This is a genomic window from Halorussus amylolyticus (genome assembly GCF_004143485.2).
GTDB classification, from domain to species: Archaea; Halobacteriota; Halobacteria; order Halobacteriales; family Haladaptataceae; genus Halorussus; species Halorussus amylolyticus.
This window is the reverse complement of record NZ_ML974131.1, coordinates 207,953-228,275: the sequence shown is the minus strand read 5'-3', so window position 1 is coordinate 228,275 and position 20,323 is coordinate 207,953. Positions and strand designations below refer to the sequence as shown.

Sequence of the window (20,323 nt, the reverse complement as noted above, 5' to 3'; positions counted from 1 at the left end):
AATCCACTCGCTTGCTCGGCGCGCGCGAGGTCTTCGGGAGCGACGACGGAGCGACCGAATGCTCGGCGGACGCGATTTGTCCGCCGGTGGACGAGCATCGGAGGCCGAAGCGAAGCGGAGGCCGAGAAGCGCAGGAGGCTGGGGAGGTTCGAGGCCGGTGCGGTGGCGGTGCGGTTTCTCATAGGCTCAAGTGTTAGCTAGCTCCTCCGGTTCCCGCGTGCTTTCTGACACCTTCTCCGGCCCGACCACCGTCTCCGACGACTCTTCGGAACCAAACCACTACACCCGCCGTCGACCGACGCCGAACACGTTCGGGACAACCCCGAATAGCCGGCCGCGACTACCTTCACCCGTCATGCCGACCTTAGACGTACGCGAGATGCCGCCGCCGAAACGACACCCCAAGATACACGAGACGTTCGCGGCGATGGACACCGGAGAGACCCTCGAAATCGTCAACGACCACGACCCGAAGCCGCTGTTCTACGAGATGCAGGCCGAGGTCGAAGCCTTCGACGCCGACGGCTACGAGGTTGAGCGCGAAGGGACGGAGAAGTTCGTCGCGAAGTTCCCCAAGAAGTGATGGTCGAGACAGTCAGTTTAGACGACCTCGAAGTCGCGCCGCGAGAAGTCGCGTTCCCCGGTTCGGAGCCGAAAACGGTGCGCCTCTCGCTCGACGCTGGCGAGGAGGTGCCCGCCCACCGCCACCCCGAGCGCGAAATCGTGGTTCACCTCGTGTCGGGCCGACTCGACGTGCGTGTGGACGGCGAGGGCCACGTCCTCGAACCCGGCGACCTCCTTCGATTCGACGGCCGCGAGGAGGTGTCGCCCAAGGCTGAAGTGGACAGCGTGGCGGTACTGGTGTTGGCTCCGCGTTCGGACGAGTGAGTCGAGCAGGCGTCGATTCTGTTTTTTCGGACGCGTCGGTTCTCGGCTGTTTGTGTCACCGGCCGTTTCTCGGCTGTTTGTGTCACCGGGCGCGCCCTCCCCCGCCCGCCAGTTCGGGCGTCCGATATCGGTGTCGTGCATCGTCCGAACACGTTCGCCTGCGTTTCCAAATTTCTGGAACTGCGGCCCGATTAAAAGCCCCTCGACGGGGAACGCCGAACTGTATGAGAGTACGACGAGAGACACTTGCGAAGATAATCGCGGGCGTGTTCGTCCTGAATCTGGCGGTGATGGGCGTCGGCGCGTGGTACTCCTACGAGGAGTCGCCGCCGATTCCGAAAGAGGTCGTCAGTCCCGACGACGAGACGCTCGTGACCGCCGAGCAGGTCCGGGACGGCAAGGTGGCGTTCCAGTCGAACGGACTGATGAACCACGGGTCGATTCTCGGGAACGGCGCGTACTACGGCGAGGACTTCACCGCCGATGCGCTCGACCTGAAGGTCGAGTACATGCGCGAGTACTACGCCGACGAGGAGTACGGCGCGTCCTACGCCGACCTCGACGAGAGCCAGCAGGCGACGGTGGACGTGTCGGTCGAGAGCGACCTCGGCGACGGCGCGCCCGGCGACACCATCGAGTACTCCGCCGCGGAGGCGCACGCCCACGAGCAGGTGCGCGAGGTGTACGTCGAGCGCTACCACGAGGGAAGTCCCGAGCGCGGTGTTCCGGGAGGGATGATTTCCAGCGAGGAGGACGCTCGCCAGTTCGCCGACTTCGCGCTCTGGACCGCGTGGTTCTCCCACACTGAGCGACCCGGTGCCGAACACACCTACACCAACGACTGGCCGTACAACCCCGCCGCCGGAAACGAGGCCACCGGTGCGGCGATGACGTGGAGCGTCATCGCCATGGTGCTGCTCGTCGCGGGGGCCGGATTCGGGGTGTGGCTGTACAAGTCCATCGAACTCCCCGAACCCGATACCGAGGGCGTCTCGGTCCCCCGACCGAGCGAGGTGAGCCTGTTCCCCGGGCAGGCCGCCGCGCTCCGGTTCGCCGTGGTCGGTGCGGGCCTGTTCGTCGGGCAGGTCCTGCTCGGCGGCCTGCTCGCGCACTACTACGTCGAGCGCGACGCCTTCTTCGGCATCGGCGAGGCGCTCGGCATCGACTTCCTCTCGCTGATTCCGTTCGCCATCGCCAAGACGTGGCACATCGACCTCGGCATCCTCTGGATTGCGACGCTGTGGCTCGGTGCGGGGCTGTTCCTCCCGCCCCTGCTGACCGGCCGCGAACCGAAGAATCAGGGCCGGTACGTCAACGGACTGCTGGCCGCGCTCGTGGTCGTGGTCGTGGGCGGGCTCGCGGGCATCTGGTTCGGCGCGAACGGCTACTTCGACGGCGCGCTCTGGTGGATTCTCGGCAACGAGGGGCTGGAGTACCTCGAAATTGGCCGTCTCTGGCAGGTCGGCATCCTCGTCGGCTTCCTCGCGTGGGCGGTGCTGACCGCGCGCGGTCTCAAGCCCCTGCTCGACCGCGAGCCGCGCTACGGACTCGCGCACATGATTCTGTACGCTGGTGGCTCCATCGCCCTGCTGTTCTGCGCGGGCTTCCTCTACACGCCACAGACCAACATCGTCGTCACGGAGTTCTGGCGGTGGTGGGTCGTCCACATGTGGGTCGAGGGGGCCTTCGAGTTCTTCATCGTCGCGCTGGTCGGCGTCACGCTGGTCAGCATGAACCTCCTGAGCAAGCGGTCGGCCGAGAAAGCGGTGATGGTCCAGGCCCTGCTCGTGATGGGCACGGGCGTCATCGGCGTCTCGCACCACTACTGGTGGGTCGGCCAGCCCGACATGTGGGTGCCCATCGGGAGCGCGTTCTCGACGCTCGAACTGATTCCGCTCGTGTTCATCCTCTACGAGGCCATCGGCCAGTACCGCGCGATGGCGACGAGCGGCGAGTCGTTCCCCTACACGCTCCCGTTCATGTTCATCGTCGCGAGCGGCGTGTGGAACTTCGTCGGGGCGGGCGTGCTCGGGTTCTTCATCAATCTCCCCATCATCAACTACTTCGAACACGGCACCTACCTCACGGTGGCTCACGCCCACGCCGCGATGTTCGGCGCGTTCGGCTTCCTCGCGCTCGGGATGGTGACGTACATGCTCCGCATCGCGGTGCCCGAATCGAAGTGGCGCGAGACCAACCTCCGGCGGGCGTTCTGGCTCTGGAACGTCGGGCTGGCGCTGATGGTCGGCCTCTCGCTCCTCCCGGTCGGCTTCCTCCAGTTGGAGGTGGCGTTCACCCAGAGCTACGACGCCGCCCGGAGCCTCGCGTTCTACGAGGGCGAACTGGTCCAGCTCCTGTTCTGGGCGCGGATGCCGGGCGACACGCTCCTCATCCTCGGGACGCTGGTGTTCGGCTACGACGTGGTCCAGAAGGTGCGCGTCCGGCGCGACTCCACCCCGAGCGACGCGCCGGGTGACGCCCCGGTGGTGGCCGAGTCGGCGCTGGACGACGACTGACGCTCCGGTTTCGAGATTCGTTTTCGCTCCGAATCGCAGTGTCACCCTTTTCTCGCTCGTCGCAATTTCGCCCCTCTCCTCGTCGCAGTTCCAGCCCCTTTTTCCGCTCGCGGGCGGCGTCGAGTCCCTCGACGCCGCCCGCTGTCAGATTTCGAGGTGTATAAACCGCCAGCCGAACCGATTCGTCGGCGTTCAGAACGCTGAGAATCACGACCTCGCTTGAAGGTGGTACAGCCACCAGTACCACACGTGAGGTGACTCCCAATGCCAGCGACTTCCCGGCGAACCGTCTTGCAGGGCATCGGCCTCGGTGGTGCGGCATCCCTCGCGGGATGTTCGAGCGACGCGACACCGCAAGCGACCGAGACGACCACGAACCAACAGACGACGGCCGAAACCACGTCCCAGCGGGTCGCGGCCGACCCGACTGACATCCCGGACCCGATAGACCGGAGCGAACCCGAGACCGTCTCGGTGACGCTTCGCTCGGAGGAGGTGACGGCCGAAATCGAGGACGGCGTCACGTTCGACTACATGACGTTCGACGGTCGAGTCCCCGGACCGATGGTCCGAGTCCGGCGGGGCGACACCGTGGACCTGACCTTCGAGAACGGCGAGGAGAACGAACTGCCCCACAACGTGGACTTCCACGCGTGCTACGGACCGGGCGGCGGCGCGGACGCCACCACGATTGCGCCGGGCGAGAGCGCCCGCCTGCGGTTCAAGGCGACCTACCCCGGCGCGTTCATCTACCACTGCGCGGTCCCGAACATGGACACCCACATCTCGGCGGGCATGTTCGGCATCATCCTCGTCGAACCCGAGGAGGGGTTGCCCGAGGTGGACCACGAATTCTACCTCGGCCAGCACGAACTCTACACCGACAAGCGCGCGGGCGAGGAGGGCCACCACGCCTTCGACGTTGCGGCAATGGCCCGCGAGGAACCGTCCTACGTCGTGATGAACGGCGAGCAGTACGCCATCACGCCCGACGGCCACGGCGCGATGAGCGTCGAGACGGGCGACACCGCGCGGGTGTACTTCGTCACGGGCGGCCCGAACCTCACCAGCAGTTTCCACCCCATCGGGAACGTCTGGAAAGAGCTGTATCCGAGAGGTTCGTTCGAATCCCCGACGCAGAAGCACGTCGAGACGACGCCCGTTCCGCCGGGCACCGCGACCGTCGCGACGATGGAGTTCCCGGTTCCCGGCCCGGTTAAACTGGTGGACCACTCACTGACGAGAGTGGCTCGAAAGGGGTGCATGGCGGTCGTGGCGGCCGAAGGCGAGGAACGACCCGAGATATTCGACCCCGAGCCTGATGGGTGAGGTGGAGCGTGTGGCGAGTCTCTTTTTTATGGTTGTCGTTGCGTGGTGGCTGTGAAGATGGGGCTCAAGGCGTGAGAACGATGTAAAATACGGAAAGCCTAGGCCGGGATTTGAACCCTAGGTTCAATATCCTCGAAGTAATTGATATAGTCGAGAGATGAGCGACCCACAGGCCAGAATCGAGACCCTTGTCGACCGCATCGAGACTTCGGAAATCATCACCGATGCCGACCGCGAGAAACTCTTGCTGTTCAACCGGCGGATGAAGCTCCTCGACTCCGAATACAGCGACCACCGCCGCGAGAAGCTCCTGCGCCACTGCACGCGGATGGCCGAAGAAGTCGGTGGACTCGCCGCGGCCCTCAACGACCGTGAGACTGCCGAAGACCTCGTCGTGTGGATAAACGAGACCTACGACAACGAGAACACGAAGCACGACTACCGTACCGCGCTCCGCGTGTTCGGAGGTCGTGTGACTGAAGGCGATATCGAAGAGAAACCCGACAGCATCGCGTGGATACCGTCGGGCACGAGCAACAGCTACGACCCGGTCCCGGACCCCGCAGACATGCTGGAGTGGGAAACCGACGTACTGTCGATGTTGGACGAAACGCGGAACGCTCGTGACGCGGCGCTCATCGCCGTTGCGTTCGACTCCGGTGCACGAAGCGGCGAACTTCAGAACCTCACGGTCAGTGACGTAAACGACCATCGTCACGGGTTTCAGCTTCTGGCCGATGGAAAGCAGGGACAACGAACTGTTACGCTCATCCCGAGCGTGCCGTATCTCCGTCGCTGGTTGCGAGACCATCCCACAGACGACCCTGACGCACCGTTGTGGTCGAAGTTGCATGAGCCAGAGGACATCAGCTATCGGCAGTTTCGGAACATCTTCCAGGACGCCGCCGACCGTGCTGGCGTCACCAAGCCCGTCACGCCCACAAATTTCCGAAAGTCGAACGCGACGTTTCTCGCCAAGCGAGACAAAACCGAGGCGTTCATCAACGACCGCCAGGGCCGCAAACGTGGAAGCCCCAAGACGGCCCACTACGTCGCTCGTTTCGGCGGTGAAGCGGACGATGAGTACGCGCGCTTGCACGGCATGGAGGTTGCGAGCGATGAGCCTGAGCCGATTGGTCCCGTCGAGTGTCCCCGGTGCGAGAAAGAGACGCCGCGGCACGAGGAAGAATGCGTCTGGTGTCACCAAGCGCTGGAGTACAGCGCCCCCGAGACGAGACGGGAAGAGCAACAGAAAGTCCGTCGGGCCGTTTTCCGACTCGCACATGAGAACCCAGACCTGCTCGACGATTTCGAGCGTACCCGAGACCTCATGACGCTGTTCGAGGAACAACCTGAACTCTACGAAGACGCCGGGGAGTTCGTGGAAGCGCTCTCGAACGACTGACTGCACGTTCATCATGGCTTTTTCTCGCGTTTCAGTTCGTTGAGCAAGCGCTCGATTTCCTCAATGTCGCGTGACTCACCGCCATTTGCGAGAAGCGCAAGAGCGTAGCTCCGGCCTTCTGCATCCCCGTAGGCGAGAACCCGCACGAGCAAGGCCCTGTTCTCACGGACGAACTCGCCGACATCAGATTGCTCTGCTTCACTCATTAGGTCTCACCCCCCTCGGTCTGGGTCGCCGTCTGGTGTAGGGAATCGTTGGCGAAGATGAGACAGCTTATCGAGCAGTAGAGATTCTGCTCTCCGACGAGAGCAAGAATCCCGACGGCATTGTCGCAGTGCCCACAGGACGGCGCAACGAGTTGGTTTGAAGTCGAGTCGGATGCTGCGTTTGTGTTCGACATTTCTCGGTGTGGTTGAAGCCTGAGCGCAATTCACCGCCATCCCAATACGCACGTGAGCGACAGGCTCGGACCGCCCTGCACGTAGACCATACTCTTAATGCCGTTCAAAGACGTAGGAGAAGACGGCCGACTCACATCACTGGGTCGTGTCCCTCGGTGTCTCGTGAACGACATATGGGATAGCGAGGTTCAAGCGATTGCATGACGGCGACTGTCACGCCCTCACATGACCAGTCGCCGTTTTTGTGAATTCAGGTACCGATGAGCGGTTGCGAGGTTCACCTCCGTCTGTGTGAGTGAGTCATATCGCAGCGACCATAAACCCTGCGAGTGGCCTTCTCAGACGCTATACCCCGCATATTGCACCAGGTACTCTATACGGGGTATGTTATAAGATGGCGAGAGGCTGTCAATGGCGCAAAGATGAAAAACCATACCTTCGACCACTCTATCACAGTATCTCAATACCTCTTCCACTTCTTAGACAGCATTATTATCGTGACCAATCTATAACAGTTGTTAGAACTGTATTCTTATCGGAGAACAGAATCCGGTACTCAAGCGGTTGTGTATGAGTATCGTGTTTTATCTGGAATCTTACTGATTCCCTTTCGAATATACCCCTTCGATTCAGGTGTTCCCGCATGTACGAGGATAATTTCCCCATCTATTTGTGGACGATAGTTTCTTCCATATCACTCACAGCTCGACTCCTGTGTTACCCGCACACTCGCATGGTTGCTCACGGAGAGCTGCACGAGTTCACCTGAGTACACAAACTCACGTTTTTCCGTCCCACCAGAAAAGCGAATAGTACCCTCGGTCTGACGAACTCGCCGTCCGGATGGGAGTTCCAGTTCACCAGAGACCCCAATCGTATACTGAACAGGACCTACACTTTGAGGTCCGTTTCGAATAATCGCGACACGATTATCGAGAGGACAGAAGTCCTCGTTTCTGCTTTCACCCCCATCTTGGTCTCCACCGGTTGTCGTATTCATATCCGTGGGACCGCACGCCACGTCGCTCGGATGTCTTTCGGTCAAGAGGTCACGCGCGTGAGTTTCCGCTCCGTTGTGATAGATGGTGTACTTCGAGATGTGACGCTCGGGGACGACGAACGCCACGAGATCTCCGGTATACTGATAACAGTCGTATCCCCCACGGGTTACGCCGTGAACACGGCATTGGTCAATGTCGTCTTCGGCGTCGGCAGTGACGTGAGCGTTATTGATGGGTGCCTGTGTGGCATGGTCAGTCTGTTCAAGCTGGCCTGTAACTGCGAACTGGTATTGATATTGCTGGTCAGACGGCGCGTTGATAGCTAGCTCTTGCGTTGCTTGGTCGGTACTTGCAAGTCCTGTACTGCCGAGCGCGGCAATGCCCCCGGCCAATTTGAGTAGCGTTCGTCGTGCTGTGTGTGTCATTGGTCTTCTCAGCGTAGCGTTCCTTCCACCGATGCTCTCGCGGGAGCACAATTTCGCCCTACACCCGCCCACCTGTCCCAGTACCCCCGAACGAATCGAATACAACCTACTGGTTAATAAAATGCCAATTTTGTTGTCTTGATTCCGTTAGATTCTCTCCTCATCAATGCTGCGAATGTAGTAACACCGCCAGCACGCAATCCCCGAATCATCGGCATCACACCCATCAGCGTGCGTGAAGCCATGCGCATCCGCACGCTCCCGTGGCGTCATGCGGATGCTTGCTGGGTAGCCCTTCGATTCGGGTTCACGGGCACGCTCCGGTTCGATATCACGGTCTCCGTGTCGGACACAGGGACGGCCACCATCAGTTAGAGCAATACGCTCGTCAATCTGTTCGGTTCCAGTATAGGCCATCGCCGCGCCGAGCAGGACGGGACCACCGCAGACCGCCACCGCGACCATGTGCTTACACGCGGCGTCGTCATCCCCGAAATGGAACGCCGGGCAGTCACACGCGAGTGGGATGTAGAGTCCGTCGTAGTCCTCGTGGTTCGCGACCGTCACACGATACTCATGGTTGAATTTCTCTACGCCATAGCTCGCGTTCGTCACGCGAATTTTGTGCGGTGCGTCGATGGTGAACTCCCATTCAGTCCACCGGACGCGTTTGGCCGTGCGACCGTCGAAGGTTAGTTCCTGAACGATGCGCTTTTGCCGGTCGGTTGTGTTTTTCCTCATGGCTTCTCCTACCTGAGAAGCCACAGTCCGCGTGCCTCACCACGCGGGCGTTCTTCCGAGCAGAGCGCCCCGAGGGACTGGTACTTCTCATCTATGCCTACAACGGCATAGGCCAAAAAGGTGCGCTTGGCGTTCAGAGCGGGTAGTTAGAAATTTATGCCTTCGTGGGCAAAGGTTATGAGAGAGACACTCGAACCCACACGTAATGAACAATGATCGCGAACGAGACGACCACGGCCAATATGCAGATCGCAAAGACCCCTTCACTATCATCGAAATCATTGCTGGCCGTTCCGACCCCTACGCGCCGCTGACTGCTACGGAAGTTGCGGAGTCGCTTGGGTGGGCACGGCGCACAGCGCTCAATAAACTCACCGAACTACACGACCGTCACATTCTCTCTACGAAGAAAGTTGGCGGACGCGCTCGCGTCTGGTGGCTCCATCCGGGGGTTCGAGTACCGTATACGCAACTCCAGTATTCAGATGCCGTCACACAACAGGACCTCCTCGATGGAGCGTGGGCTATCACAGATATTAGCGAAGGATACGACACGAAGCGGTCGTTTTGGCAGACGGCGCTTGAACCTACAGTAACTAGACTCGGTGCATTTTCCGTTGATGGCGGTCGACGCTGGACGCTCACTAGAGAATGAACTATAGGAACGCTGGCAACCCTCTCGCTATAGAATGATGTCCATCGGAGGCGCGGTTGGCCATTTAGCGTTAAGTGAGCGTGTGAACTTGCGTAAAATCGGTTCTAATCAACAGCAAAAGCAAGGGTGCTTCAGCAGGTATTAACATCTCGCTTTGAGGAGGCAGAACCGTAACTCAGCGAATGTAGTCGGTTCTAGGTAGTCACGCAAACGGCGGTACTCCTATTTATTGTCCAGCGAAAGTCAAACTCATGTCCACACACATATGTTCCAGTAATTCATGGTCATTCAATAATGGTAAGAAAATCATCGAAGAGAAGCAACTTCTGACAGATTTGGTTGAAATCGCTACTGCGTATCAGAAACACGGTGGTGGAAATCAGTATATGTCGGAGCGAGCAAAGCGGTTAGACCCACTTGGCTGGCAACAGGAAGTTTCGACAAAGTTTGAGGCCAAGACTGTAGATGGTACGTTTTCTCGTCGGGGGAGTTTTGATGCATACAAAGACGGAGTTCTGGTCGAACACGAGAAGGGTGAACAGATGCGAGCAAACTGGCATCTGATGAAGATGGAAGCCGCTTATCGTGAATCAAATGGTCTCGACGATAGCCTAAACGTCGAAGTAGGAGTTCTGCTAATTCCAGACTACGTGAACTTCCCGACATTGGGTCGCACGCAGAACGACGTTCACGCGGTTTTAGCGAATTATTTCGATTTCTCGATTCCTCTTTTTGTTTGGGAGTACCCTACTGTGGAATAACATCCAAGAGCAGGTAGCTAATGCTATCATAGGCTCACTTACAAGGAGATGATTTTGTGAATATAGGTTCCTACAAATTTACATTCGAGACTGAGCAATGAGCAGTATTGAACAGAATAGTAATAAATAATTTATATATTTTATGATACTGGTTTTGCGGTCTCTCTGATTGATGAGCTTACCCCCCGCATTAAATGAAGTGAGCACATCGCTCAAAACACCCCTGCCCCATTCTGAATTTGCGAGAACCATTAAACACAGTCGAAGTACTACCCCCACCGTGTTTCTCAATGCTTCGAAGCCCCGTGTGTATCGAAGATCCCCACTCGTAGATGACGCCCAAATCAACCTAACATCTGATACAGAAACTCATAAGCCACGGCGTTGTGTTGCTTTCGTACATGGATTCTGAGCAGGATACGCTGCCGGGTGCCGACGGCGCAGGGGACGCCACCGACACCCTCAACCTCGATACGCTTCGGAGCCACCTTTGGGAAGCGGCCGACATCATGCGCGGCAGTATCGACTCGGCAGACTACAAAAACTATATTTTCGGGCTGATGTTCCTCAAGCGCCTCAGCGACCGCTTCGAAGAGGAAGCCGAGGAGTACATCGACCAAGGCATCGACGAGGACATCGCGTACACCGACGAGGACCTCCACGAGTTCTACATCCCCGACCGCGCTCGGTGGGACCACATCCGCGAGCAGAGCACCGACATCGGCGCGACCATCCAGAAAGCGTTGGAGGCCGTCGAGAACGAGAACGACACCATCGAAGAGCGTGTGCTCACGTCGGTCGACTTCAACGACAAAGAGCGCTTGCCCGACGACATGCTCGACGAGCTGGTCACGCACTTCGACAAGCTCAACCTCCGCAACGAGAACCTCGACGACCCCGACATCTTCGGCCGCGCCTACGAGTACCTCATCCGGCAGTTCGCCGACGACGCCGGAAAGAAGGGTGGCGAATTCTACACGCCCCGTGAAGTCGTTCAACTTATCGTCGAGTGTGTGGATCCCCAACCCGGCCACCGCGTGTATGACCCGTGCTGTGGCTCTGGTGGGATGCTCATCTACTCGGCGTACCACATCCGCGAACACGGCGGACGAATGGACCAAATCTCGCTTTACGGCCAAGAGCGCAACCTCAACACGTGGGCCATCGGCGAGATGAATATGCTCCTCCACGGCCTGCCGGGCGAGGAAATTGCGAAGGGTAACACGATGACCGAACCGAAGTTCAAGGACCCCGCTTCGGGCGGCCTAATGCAGTTCGACCGCGTCATCGCGAATCCGATGTGGAACCAGAAGAAATGGGACAAGGAATGGATTGAGGACAACGAACCGTACAATCGCTTTCCCCACGGGCTTCCGCCGAAGAATCGCGGCGACTGGGCGTGGGTCCAACACATGCTCGCCAGCCTGAACAAGACGGGAAAGGCGGGCGTCGTGATGGACAACGGCGTCCTGTTCCGCAGTCGCTCGGAGGGTTCGATTCGCCAGAGTGTGCTGGAGGACGACCTTGTGGAGACCGTCATAGCACTTCCCGAAAATCTGTTTTATAACACCTCGTCGCCAGGTTGTATACTGATTCTGAACAAAGACAAGTCCGAAGACCGCAAGGAGAAGGTCCAGTTCATCTACGCAGAGGACCAAGAGCTTCGAGAATCCGGCGTGCGGGTGTTCGAAGAGCTTTCGAACCAAAACGAACTCACCGACGAAGGTGTAGCCTACATCGCCGAGACGTACCAGCAGGGCCGTGAGGAGAACCATCACAGCCGACTTGTCGACCTCGATGAAATTGAGGAGAACGATTGGAACCTGAACGTCCCGCGCTACGTGGATACGACCGAACCGGAGGAACCCATCGACGTATCCGAGAAGCTGCGTGAACTGGACGAATTGGAACAAGAGCGGCGTGAGACGGACGAGAAGCTTCAGCAGTACATGGAGGAATTGGCGTACCGATGAACGAGGAAGCCATCACTGAGAGGTCGAACGAGAAGTCTTGTGAAGGCTACAAGGAGGTTCAGCTGGGTCCGAAGACGCTCACGATTCCAGAGGAGTGGGATTTCCTTTACTTCAACGAAGCCATCGAGCGCAACCCTCGCTATGATAAACCAAACCGCGAGACATTCGACTTCGTACCGATGGACGCCGTGAACGAGGAACAGCGTGCCATCGAATACTGGACGGAGCGTGAGAAAGATGATTGCACGACAACGTGGTTCAAGAACGGCGATACCATATACGGGAAAATCACACCGTGCGCCGAGAATGGCAAAATCGCGTTCGTCAAGGATGTAGATACTGAGGTCGCTTCCGGCTCGACCGAGTTCTTAGTGTTCCACCCGAAGGAGGATGTTACGGACCCGATGTTTGCGTTCTATCTCACCAATATGCCTCAGTTCCGAAGTGTCACGATTTCACTCATGGAAGGTTCGACGGGTCGTCAGCGGATTCCCAACGATATTTTCGAGAATAATATTCGAGTTCCGATTCCGTCAATTTCGGAGCAGTATCGTATCGCCGACCTTCTCTCGACTGTTGATGAGGAAATCAAGCAAACAGACGACATCATCAATAAGGTTAAAGAACTGAAACAAGGCCTAATGCAGGATGTCCTGATTCACGGAATCAGTCACGACGAATATCAAGCGCGATTCTTAGGTCCCCGGAAGTTAGACATCCCTGCCTCATGGAAAAAAGCACGACTGGAAGATGTCACCGAAATCATAACACGCGGAAAGCAGCCAACCTACGTCGAAGAAGGTGGTGTCCCTGTTCTTAACCAGTCTTGCATCTACTGGGACGGGTTCCATCCCGAGGAACTGAAACGTCTTGATGCGGAAGTCGCCGGAAATTGGAAGGATAAGTATTTCGTGAAAGAGGGCGACGTACTTGTCAATTCTACTGGAAAAGGAACGCTTGGCCGTGCTCTCGAATGGTCACGGGAGTCTGGCAACTACGCACTTGACTCCCACATCACTCGTGTCCACCCAGACGAATCCGTCTTAGACCCGACGTACTTCCGATTCTACCTCGAATCGAACCACGGCCAGAAGATGCTGTACGCCTTCTGCGTTGCCGGTTCGACTGGACAAATCGAACTTTCGAAGACTGACCTTCAGACAATGCCCATTTTGGTTCCCCCAATTGAGGAACAGCGAGAGATATCTGAAGCATTCCACCGAACGAATAGAAAGCTTCAACGTGAACAGGACAAAAAGGAGATACTGAAAGAACTCAAACAGGGTCTAATGCAAGACCTCCTCACCGGAAAGGTCCGCGTTGACCCCGAGAAAGCCAACACCTAACCAAAGTCCTATGGCCGACTACGAATACGACGAAGTCGAACGCCCCGCGCTGGACGCCTTCAAGCGCCTCGGCTGGGACACCATCGACCAAACACGCGAAGAGTGGGCTGACCCCCGTGACTCGCTCACGAACGTCATCCTCGAAGACCGTCTTCAGTCGGCCATCGAACGTCTGAATCCGTGGATAAACGAGAACAACCTCCACAAGGCCGTCCGCGAACTCCGAACCCTCGACGCGGTGGACGCGATGGACGCAAACGAGCAGATTCACGAAAAGCTCGTGCGGTACATCTCGCTTGAGCAGGACCTCGGCCACGGCAAGAAACATCAGACGGTCAAATTCATCGACTTCGAGAATCCCGCAAACAACGACTTTCTGGTCGTGAACCAGTTCCGCGTCGAAGGCCCGACCGAGACCATCGTGCCGGACCTCGTGGCGTTCGTGAACGGGATTCCGCTCGGCGTCATCGAATGCAAGCAGTCCGGCCCAGAGTCCCGTGAGAAGGCGGTCACGCAGCTCCTACGCTATCAGAACCAGCGAAGCGACATCCCCACCGCACGCGAAGGGGCCGAACGGCTGTTTTGGTACAATCAGTTCAGTATCGCCACCGCGTACGAGGAGGCGGTTGCGGGCACGTACGGCACGCCACGCGAGGAGTACAAAGCGTGGAAGGACCCGTACCCCGCCGACGAGGCCGACCTCCGCGAGCTATTCGACACCGAGTACGTCTCACCACAGCACACCCTGCTGTACTCGTTGTTCAAGCCCGACCGCTTGCTCGACATCCTCCGGCACTTCACGGTGTTCGAGGAGAAGACCGGCGGCCAGAGCATCAAGATGGTCGCGCGCTACCAACAGTACCGCGCCGTCGAGAAGGCGCTCGACCGCATTGAGAAGCGCGAGGCCGACGAGGCTAACGGCGGGGTCGTCTGGCACACTCAAGGGTCGGGCAAGTCGCTCTCGATGCTGTTCTTGGGCCTGAAGCTCCGGCGATTGAAGCCGAATCCGACGCTCGTGTTAGTCACGGACCGGAAGGCGCTCGACCGCCAAATCAAAGGCACGTTCGAGAGCTGTGGGTTCCCGAATCCGAAGCGGGCCGAGGGGATTGCTGACCTCCGCGAGAAGCTGAGCCACGACGCGGGCGAGACCATCACCACGCTCATCCAAAAATTCCAAGAGCACGGCGAGGAGGAACTGGACGAATTCCCCACGCTCTCGGAGTCCGAGGATATCTACGTGATGGTCGACGAAGCTCACCGCACTCAATACAAGTACCTCGCCAACAATATGCGGTCGGCGCTGCCGAACGCCTTCTATGTCGGCTTCACGGGCACGCCCATCGAGAAGGACAAACGCGACACCCGCCAGACGTTCGGTAACTACATCGACACGTACACCATCGACCAATCCATCGAGGACGGGACGACCGAGCGCATCCTCTACCAAGGGCGTCTCGCCGACATCCACCTCGACGGCACGGATTTGGATGCGGTGTTCGACCGCGTGTTTTCGGACCGCTCCGAGGAAGAGAAGGCCGAAATCAAGCAGCGGTATGCCCAAGAGCAGGACCTCGCCGAAGCGCCGAGGCGCATCAAGACGATTTGTCTCGACCTCCTCGACCACTTCGAGGAGAAAATCGCCGACCCGTTCACGGGAATGATAGTCACGACGAGCCGCCGCGCCGCCATCACGTACAAAGAGACGTTGGACGACCTACACGGCCCTGGGTCGGCGGTCGTTATCTCCGGCGACCACAACGACCCTCCGGAGCTGAAACGCCACACGCCCTCCGACGAGGACCTGCGCGACATCAAAGAGCGCTTCGAGGACCCCGACGACGACCTCCGGTTCCTCATCGTTTGCGACATGCTGCTCACGGGCTATGACGCGCCCATCGCACAGGTGATGTACCTCGACAAGCCGCTCAAAGAACACTCACTCCTCCAAGCTATCGCCCGCGTGAACCGCCCGTACGAGGACAAGAACTACGGGCTGATTGTGGACTACTACGGCGTCTCGGACAACCTCCAAGAGGCGCTCCATCAGTTCAGCCAGAAGGACGTGGAGAAGGCGCTCACGCCGCTCGAAGACCAGCGGCCGAAGTTAGAGGCGGCCCATCAGCATGCCGTCTCGTTCTTCGGGCACTGTGACCTCGATGACCGTGAAGAGTGCGTCCAAGCCCTCGAAAACGAGGACACGCGCATCGAGTTCAACCGGGCGTTCAAGCAGTTCTCGAAGATGATGGACATCGTCCTTCCGGACCCGATAGCCAACCCGTACAAAGAGGACCACAAGCGCCTCGCGAAGATTCACGCGAAGGCGAAAGAGCGCTACCGCGACGAGGAGATGAACCTCGACGGGTGTGGCGAGAAGGTTCGTGAAATCATCCACGACCACATCACGGCGTCCGACATCGAACCGCTCAACGAGGAACCCGTCTCTATCCTCGACGAAGAGGAGTTCGCGGCGAAGCTCACCGACTTCGACACTGAGGAAGCCAAAGCCAGCGAGATGGAGAACGCGCTCAAACACGAGATTCGCGTGCGGTTCGACGAGGACCCCGTCTTTTACGAGTCGCTGAAAGAGAGGGTCGAGAAGCTCATCGAGCAGTACCGTGACAAACGACTGAGCGAGTACGAGCGCGTCGAAGAGTACCGACGGCTCATCGACGAGATGCGGTCACGCCACGAGTTAGCTCGCGAGAAGGGACTGAACGACGCGACGGAACTGTCATTCTATCACGCGTTAGAGACAGTCCTGACGACGGAAAAAGACGATCAACAGTGGATAACGACATCAGAAGCGGAGTTAGTCGAACTCACCGAGGAGATCGTCAGCATTCTCCAAACACGCCGTGTGGTCGATTGGAAGCGCAAACCGAATGTCCAAAAGGAGATGCGACGGGAAGTGAAGCTCTATCTGTTGAAGAATCACGAAGTGAGCGCCGACGAGATTGAAGCGATTACCACGAGAGTTATCGAACTTGCGCGTTACCACTTCGAGTAAGACCTCGCCTGTTCCATGTCCACGACGATGCACGAACTCCACATTGGGCAAGTCACGGTCCCCTATGAAGTTACATGGAGTGCGGACCGCTCGACCATCGGGATTGCACTCGACCAATCGATGGAGTTGACTGTGACCGCCCCGCCCGCAGCCTCACACGAAGACATCAAGGACGCCCTTGACGACCGGAAGGAATGGATTCTCCGCACGCTTGCGGGACTGTCTGAGCAAGCGCATCCACCCACACAGAAAGAGTTTCTGAGCGGTGAGAAACTTCGATACAACGGACGGCGCTATCGGCTGTGTGTTACGCATGAAGAGCGTAGCGACCCGTCTCTATCGTTTGATGGGAGTACCTTCGACCTCCGAGTGCCAACACGCCTCGACGGGCAAACACGATACAATCGGATTCACAGCGAGGTCGTAGACTGGTACGTGACCACGGCGCGTGAGCAGTTTCCGTCGCGGGTTGAAAAATACCGGACGAAGCTCGCGGTCACACCAGACGAGGTTTCCGTCGCGGACCTTCACGCGAAATGGGGTGAATTTCAGGAGGGCGTGGTACGGCTCAACTGGCGACTGTTGCTCGCACCCACCGATATTCAGGATTACGTGGTCGTTCACGAACTCGTCCACACCGACCACGACACACACTCCGAGCAGTTCTGGAACGCGGTCGGCACACTCATCCCGGATTACGAGCGCCGCCGAGAGTGGTTGCGCTTACATGGGAATACACTCCAAATTTGATTCTGTCGTCACAGCCAACGCGGAAGACGCTACTCGGTCGGGGCGAAATCCGCTACTGTCGTCTGCTCCTCAAATGCCTGAAGTCGGGCGTAGTCCTCGTTTCTCACGATACTCGTCGTATCGACCGAGTCTGCGCCCACGGCGTCGGCAAACGTCAAATCCATCGGTCGACCAATATGTGCGTGAAGGCCAGCTGCGTGAGCGGCTCGAACCAGTGCGGCGGAATTTGATACTTTCCATGGGTCAGACCCACCGACGAACAGCACGTCGGCGTCCACATCTACCGCCAATTCACACGCTTGGTCGGGTGTCATCCCATCTTGCACAGCCACCGCCCAAGGATAATCGAACCCTCGTGCAGCAAGGCGGTTCGCCCACATTCGCGTCTGGCGTTCGCTTGCTGCCGCATCGCCCCGCACGTCGGGGAGTACGACGAACTCCGGGTCGCGATGCATACGGTCATTAAGTTCGTTGAGTCGCCGGAGAAACGGGTCGGGGTCCCATTCCTCGTCGTTCACGTCGGCAGCGTACGCCCCATTGTCGAGGATGTACGGCCAGTCGTGTGCTGTCATTCGGTCGGGATTCCACGCTGCTCCGTGGTCACACGACGGTGCGACCTCACGGATGCGTCTCATCTTTCGCGGTGATGGCACCCCGTGATAGATGCATCTCACGCCTGCCCATCACCTCCGGAATCAGCACTCTGCTGTCCCGCGTTTGGTGGTCCCTTGTCACGCTGCCCGCCGCCAGAACGATTTAGCCGGTCGTCCGGCGGTGTTCCGGTCAGAAGGCGACCAGCCATCCGGACGTGTGCTGGGAGATTGCCGTACTTGGCTACCCCCAAAAATCGATAGCATGTGACGTGCGGAAGCTTCGGCTCTGCGTCGTCTGAGTCGTCTGTGGTGAGATTCTGCGACCCGCTCCAAAATTGTTTGCCCAACGCCCAGTAGAGCGCGAGTTTCCAGTAGTCACGCGACTCACGGCGGCCCGCAGGAACCTGCTTGGCACAATCGTCTGCATCAGTGAGTCCGTTTGAGGTGTCTGTCTCAGCTACCTCGACGAGCGTTGTGATTTGCTTCCCGAAGTACGTACGTGTGTCCCTCCCCGCTGCCGGGTCGTAGTCCGCCGTTTTGGTCCCGGAGGCCGTCTTTCCGCCATCGGCAATTCTCCGTCTTTCAGGAACCCACCGACCGTTACGCTGATGGAGGCGTTGGAGATAAACGATGTTGCCCTGCTCGCAGTCCACGCTCCAGTACTGCTTGAGCGTCGCATGCGGGCAGAGCCACGGCACGCCAAAGAACACGACATGGAGATGGGGAAGTCCACTGTCGGTAAATTCCAGCGTCGAGATGTAGTCGAGTCGTCGTCCCGGCCGTGACGGTCCTCCCTCTGGGTCGTACGTCAGGAAGTCGCCGTGCAGTCGCCGGAAATTCTCCAGCAGAGCGTCCGTCGCACCCGCAATCGAATCGTGTCTGGCTGGGTCCGTCGTAAGCGTCACTGCCACGGCTGTCTCGTACCTGGCTGTTGCCCGGTCCCATGCCATGTCGTACTTTCGTTTCAGGGCACGGGCACGGTCCGCCGCATTGAACCGTGTCTTGTACGGCAGAAAGAGATACTCCGGGCCGGACCCCCGAACCCGCTCCAGCACTTTCACGACATCGCTGATAGACTCCAATTCAGTCCACAGCTCGCGGTGGAGGTCTCTCTGAAGCGACTCCGCGTTGATTTTCGTCACCTTCGACAGGAGCGTTTGAGCACGTTCTTTCGCATACCGGTCGTGGGACCGGTTTTCGACTGTGTTACCGTCCTCCCCGTCGCTGTCTTGCGTTCCTCTCTTTTGCTTACTAACGGTACAAGTGAAGTGTTCGAGGGTCGGCTCCACCCAGAGATTCGCCCCACGTCGGTCGATTTTGAACCAGTTGTGGCGCTTGAAGAATCGACGCGCGAGCTGGTAGTCCGCCGAGCTGTACTCGCCGGGTGCGTAGTCGAATACGTCGCAGACGATTTTCGAGAGTGGCGTGCCTTCGGGCGTACGACGCACGTAGCGCGCCAATTTCGTTTTCGCGTGTTCCCGTGAAGTTCCGCGCCAGGGAATGTTCTCCGTGGTGTCACGACCCCCGGTTGTTTGACACCCAGTCGGCATCTCGGGTGAGGGGCGATGGTCGGTCACGCATCCCCCCTCCGATGCGGCGGTCTCGATTGACGCGGCCAAGACGGGGAGAAGGCTGTTGCTGTGGGGGTAGTGTACGTGAGATATGAAGAATTTCTTACAAGCCTAGGCCGGGATTTGAACCCGGGCTCTCGTCCTTACCAAGGACGCGCTTTACCGCTAAGCTACCCAGGCGCACTGCGTCGCCTCGCATTCAACGATAGGCCCGGAATCCACTTTAGGCGTTTCGATTCGCATTAGGGGTCGGTCGCCGACGTCCGGGGTTCGTCGGCGGGACCGAGTCGGCGCGGCGAGGGCACGTCGGCCATCGCCTGTGCGACCTCCTCGGGGAGCGAATCGGGCGGTTCCGGGCAATCGTCGCCGAGCGAGTCCGCGAGGTCGGCGGCGTACGCGACCAGCGAGTCGGAGGGTTCGACGCCGAACGCGGTCGTGCCCGCGAGGACCGCGAGTTCGAACACGTCGGCCTCCAGCGCGTGCGGCGACGTCGTCCGGCCCTGCTGGCCGTCGGTCTGGTCGCGGCCGAAGGATTTGACGGTCTCGACCGCCTTGTCGGCGGCCTCGGTGCTCGCCAGGAGCGAGAAACCGCGGGCGACCATTACGTCGGCCGCGAGGATGCCGATGTTGCTGTCGGTGTGCGGGAGGTCGCGCTCCCACGGCCGGTCGTGGGCGAGCGCGCGGGTGAGGCGAAGCCCTTCGTAGATGAGTTGGACACCAGCCGCGCGGTCGTCGATGCTCCCGCCGTCGGTCCCATGCGGACCCCCGACCGCGCGTGCGGACGAGAGCGCGAGCACGCCCGGCACCATCGCCGAGTCGTCCAGCAGTGCGTGAATGCGCTCACGGAGAGGGTCCGGCGCGACATCTCGCACCGCTCGTCGCCCCGCGTTTCGTGCCCGGACAGCCGCTTCCATTGACCGAGGGTAACGACGGCACCGGCAAAGACCTTTGGAAACCGACT

The 20,323-nt window shown here is 59.0% G+C and carries 17 protein-coding genes and 1 tRNA gene; 12 read left to right on the top strand and 6 right to left on the bottom strand.

The window, feature by feature from the left end:
* Window positions 1-355 precede the first annotated feature (355 nt).
* The 5 genes from EKH81_RS05015 to EKH81_RS04995 all read left to right on the top strand — a co-directional run bounded on the left by EKH81_RS05015 (window position 356) and on the right by EKH81_RS04995 (window position 6,138).
* Window positions 356-583, top strand: a complete 228-nt coding sequence (locus EKH81_RS05015) for a DUF2249 domain-containing protein (protein WP_132056810.1) — start codon at window positions 356-358, stop codon at window positions 581-583.
* Window positions 583-888 carry a cupin domain-containing protein gene (locus EKH81_RS05010; protein WP_132056808.1) on the top strand — a complete coding sequence of 102 codons (306 nt, stop codon included), beginning with the start codon at window positions 583-585 and terminating at the stop codon, window positions 886-888. Before EKH81_RS05015 ends, EKH81_RS05010 begins: the two co-directional genes overlap by 1 nt.
* Before the next feature lie 224 nt (window positions 889-1,112).
* Complete coding sequence (locus EKH81_RS05005; RefSeq protein WP_132056806.1) at window positions 1,113-3,404, top strand: nitric-oxide reductase large subunit; 2,292 nt, start codon at window positions 1,113-1,115, stop codon at window positions 3,402-3,404.
* A 264-nt stretch (window positions 3,405-3,668) separates the two neighbouring features.
* Window positions 3,669-4,733, top strand: coding sequence for a copper-containing nitrite reductase (gene nirK, locus EKH81_RS05000; RefSeq protein WP_132056804.1), 1,065 nt, complete (start codon window positions 3,669-3,671; stop codon window positions 4,731-4,733).
* Between the two features lie 157 nt (window positions 4,734-4,890).
* On the top strand, window positions 4,891-6,138 hold the full coding sequence (locus EKH81_RS04995; RefSeq protein WP_132056802.1) for a tyrosine-type recombinase/integrase: 1,248 nt from the start codon (window positions 4,891-4,893) through the stop codon (window positions 6,136-6,138).
* 11 nt (window positions 6,139-6,149) lie between these two features.
* Here the strand turns inward: EKH81_RS04995 and EKH81_RS04990 are convergent, their stop codons facing one another.
* Window positions 6,150-6,344: a hypothetical protein gene (locus EKH81_RS04990; RefSeq protein ID WP_132056800.1), complete on the bottom strand. Its 195-nt coding sequence runs from the start codon at window positions 6,342-6,344 to the stop codon at window positions 6,150-6,152.
* Between the two features lie 1,294 nt (window positions 6,345-7,638).
* Between EKH81_RS04990 and EKH81_RS04985 the strand changes: the two genes are divergently transcribed.
* Window positions 7,639-7,866, top strand: coding sequence for a hypothetical protein (locus EKH81_RS04985; protein WP_132056798.1), 228 nt, complete (start codon window positions 7,639-7,641; stop codon window positions 7,864-7,866).
* Window positions 7,867-8,112: 246 nt separating this feature from the next.
* Here EKH81_RS04985 and EKH81_RS04980 read toward each other — a convergent pair whose 3' ends face one another.
* On the bottom strand, window positions 8,113-8,706 hold the full coding sequence (locus tag EKH81_RS04980; RefSeq protein ID WP_132056796.1) for a hypothetical protein: 594 nt from the start codon (window positions 8,704-8,706) through the stop codon (window positions 8,113-8,115).
* A 205-nt stretch (window positions 8,707-8,911) separates the two neighbouring features.
* Between EKH81_RS04980 and EKH81_RS04975 the strand changes: the two genes are divergently transcribed.
* The 6 genes from EKH81_RS04975 to EKH81_RS04950 all read left to right on the top strand — a co-directional run bounded on the left by EKH81_RS04975 (window position 8,912) and on the right by EKH81_RS04950 (window position 17,198).
* Window positions 8,912-9,361, top strand: coding sequence for a hypothetical protein (locus tag EKH81_RS04975; protein ID WP_132056794.1), 450 nt, complete (start codon window positions 8,912-8,914; stop codon window positions 9,359-9,361).
* 251 nt (window positions 9,362-9,612) lie between these two features.
* Window positions 9,613-10,122, top strand: coding sequence for a hypothetical protein (locus tag EKH81_RS04970; RefSeq protein ID WP_132056792.1), 510 nt, complete (start codon window positions 9,613-9,615; stop codon window positions 10,120-10,122).
* Window positions 10,123-10,523: 401 nt separating this feature from the next.
* Window positions 10,524-12,095, top strand: a complete 1,572-nt coding sequence (locus EKH81_RS04965; RefSeq protein ID WP_132056790.1) for a type I restriction-modification system subunit M — start codon at window positions 10,524-10,526, stop codon at window positions 12,093-12,095.
* A complete protein-coding gene (locus tag EKH81_RS04960) occupies window positions 12,092-13,441 on the top strand; it encodes a restriction endonuclease subunit S (protein ID WP_132056788.1) in 1,350 nt (449 codons plus the stop codon). Before EKH81_RS04965 ends, EKH81_RS04960 begins: the two co-directional genes overlap by 4 nt.
* A 10-nt stretch (window positions 13,442-13,451) precedes the next feature.
* Window positions 13,452-16,448 (top strand): type I restriction endonuclease subunit R, encoded by a 2,997-nt coding sequence (locus EKH81_RS04955; RefSeq protein WP_132056786.1) that lies wholly within the window; start codon window positions 13,452-13,454, stop codon window positions 16,446-16,448.
* A gap of 15 nt (window positions 16,449-16,463) precedes the next feature.
* Window positions 16,464-17,198 (top strand): M48 family metallopeptidase, encoded by a 735-nt coding sequence (locus tag EKH81_RS04950; RefSeq protein ID WP_202935064.1) that lies wholly within the window; start codon window positions 16,464-16,466, stop codon window positions 17,196-17,198.
* A 29-nt stretch (window positions 17,199-17,227) separates the two neighbouring features.
* Here the strand turns inward: EKH81_RS04950 and EKH81_RS04945 are convergent, their stop codons facing one another.
* The 4 genes from EKH81_RS04945 to EKH81_RS04930 all read right to left on the bottom strand — a co-directional run bounded on the left by EKH81_RS04945 (window position 17,228) and on the right by EKH81_RS04930 (window position 20,276).
* Window positions 17,228-17,770: a hypothetical protein gene (locus EKH81_RS04945; RefSeq protein WP_132056784.1), complete on the bottom strand. Its 543-nt coding sequence runs from the start codon at window positions 17,768-17,770 to the stop codon at window positions 17,228-17,230.
* Window positions 17,771-17,868: 98 nt separating this feature from the next.
* The gene (locus EKH81_RS04940; RefSeq protein WP_132056782.1) at window positions 17,869-19,368 is read right to left on the bottom strand and encodes a DUF8148 domain-containing protein; all 1,500 of its coding nucleotides are present in this window, start codon (window positions 19,366-19,368) and stop codon (window positions 17,869-17,871) included.
* 102 nt (window positions 19,369-19,470) lie between these two features.
* A tRNA-Thr gene (locus EKH81_RS04935) sits at window positions 19,471-19,542 on the bottom strand.
* Between the two features lie 62 nt (window positions 19,543-19,604).
* The gene (locus EKH81_RS04930) at window positions 19,605-20,276 is read right to left on the bottom strand and encodes a DUF7114 family protein (RefSeq protein WP_132056780.1); all 672 of its coding nucleotides are present in this window, start codon (window positions 20,274-20,276) and stop codon (window positions 19,605-19,607) included.
* Window positions 20,277-20,323: the final 47 nt, after the last annotated feature.

Bases quoted from the DNA above. Each gene is read 5' to 3' on its own strand.
- EKH81_RS04980 (WP_132056796.1), bottom strand. From the start codon at position 8,706: ATGAGGAAAAACACAACCGACCGGCAAAAGCGCATCGTTCAGGAACTA.
- EKH81_RS04990 (WP_132056800.1), bottom strand. From the start codon at position 6,344: ATGAGTGAAGCAGAGCAATCTGATGTCGGCGAGTTCGTCCGTGAGAAC.
- EKH81_RS04975 (WP_132056794.1), top strand. From the start codon at position 8,912: ATGAACAATGATCGCGAACGAGACGACCACGGCCAATATGCAGATCGC.
- EKH81_RS04945 (WP_132056784.1), bottom strand. From the start codon at position 17,770: ATGACAGCACACGACTGGCCGTACATCCTCGACAATGGGGCGTACGCT.
- EKH81_RS04970 (WP_132056792.1), top strand. From the start codon at position 9,613: ATGTCCACACACATATGTTCCAGTAATTCATGGTCATTCAATAATGGT.
- EKH81_RS04955 (WP_132056786.1), top strand. From the start codon at position 13,452: ATGGCCGACTACGAATACGACGAAGTCGAACGCCCCGCGCTGGACGCC.
- EKH81_RS04930 (WP_132056780.1), bottom strand. From the start codon at position 20,276: ATGGAAGCGGCTGTCCGGGCACGAAACGCGGGGCGACGAGCGGTGCGA.
- EKH81_RS05015 (WP_132056810.1), top strand. From the start codon at position 356: ATGCCGACCTTAGACGTACGCGAGATGCCGCCGCCGAAACGACACCCC.
- EKH81_RS04960 (WP_132056788.1), top strand. From the start codon at position 12,092: ATGAACGAGGAAGCCATCACTGAGAGGTCGAACGAGAAGTCTTGTGAA.
- EKH81_RS04965 (WP_132056790.1), top strand. From the start codon at position 10,524: ATGGATTCTGAGCAGGATACGCTGCCGGGTGCCGACGGCGCAGGGGAC.
- EKH81_RS04950 (WP_202935064.1), top strand. From the start codon at position 16,464: ATGTCCACGACGATGCACGAACTCCACATTGGGCAAGTCACGGTCCCC.
- nirK (WP_132056804.1), top strand. From the start codon at position 3,669: ATGCCAGCGACTTCCCGGCGAACCGTCTTGCAGGGCATCGGCCTCGGT.
- EKH81_RS05005 (WP_132056806.1), top strand. From the start codon at position 1,113: ATGAGAGTACGACGAGAGACACTTGCGAAGATAATCGCGGGCGTGTTC.
- EKH81_RS04995 (WP_132056802.1), top strand. From the start codon at position 4,891: ATGAGCGACCCACAGGCCAGAATCGAGACCCTTGTCGACCGCATCGAG.
- EKH81_RS05010 (WP_132056808.1), top strand. From the start codon at position 583: ATGGTCGAGACAGTCAGTTTAGACGACCTCGAAGTCGCGCCGCGAGAA.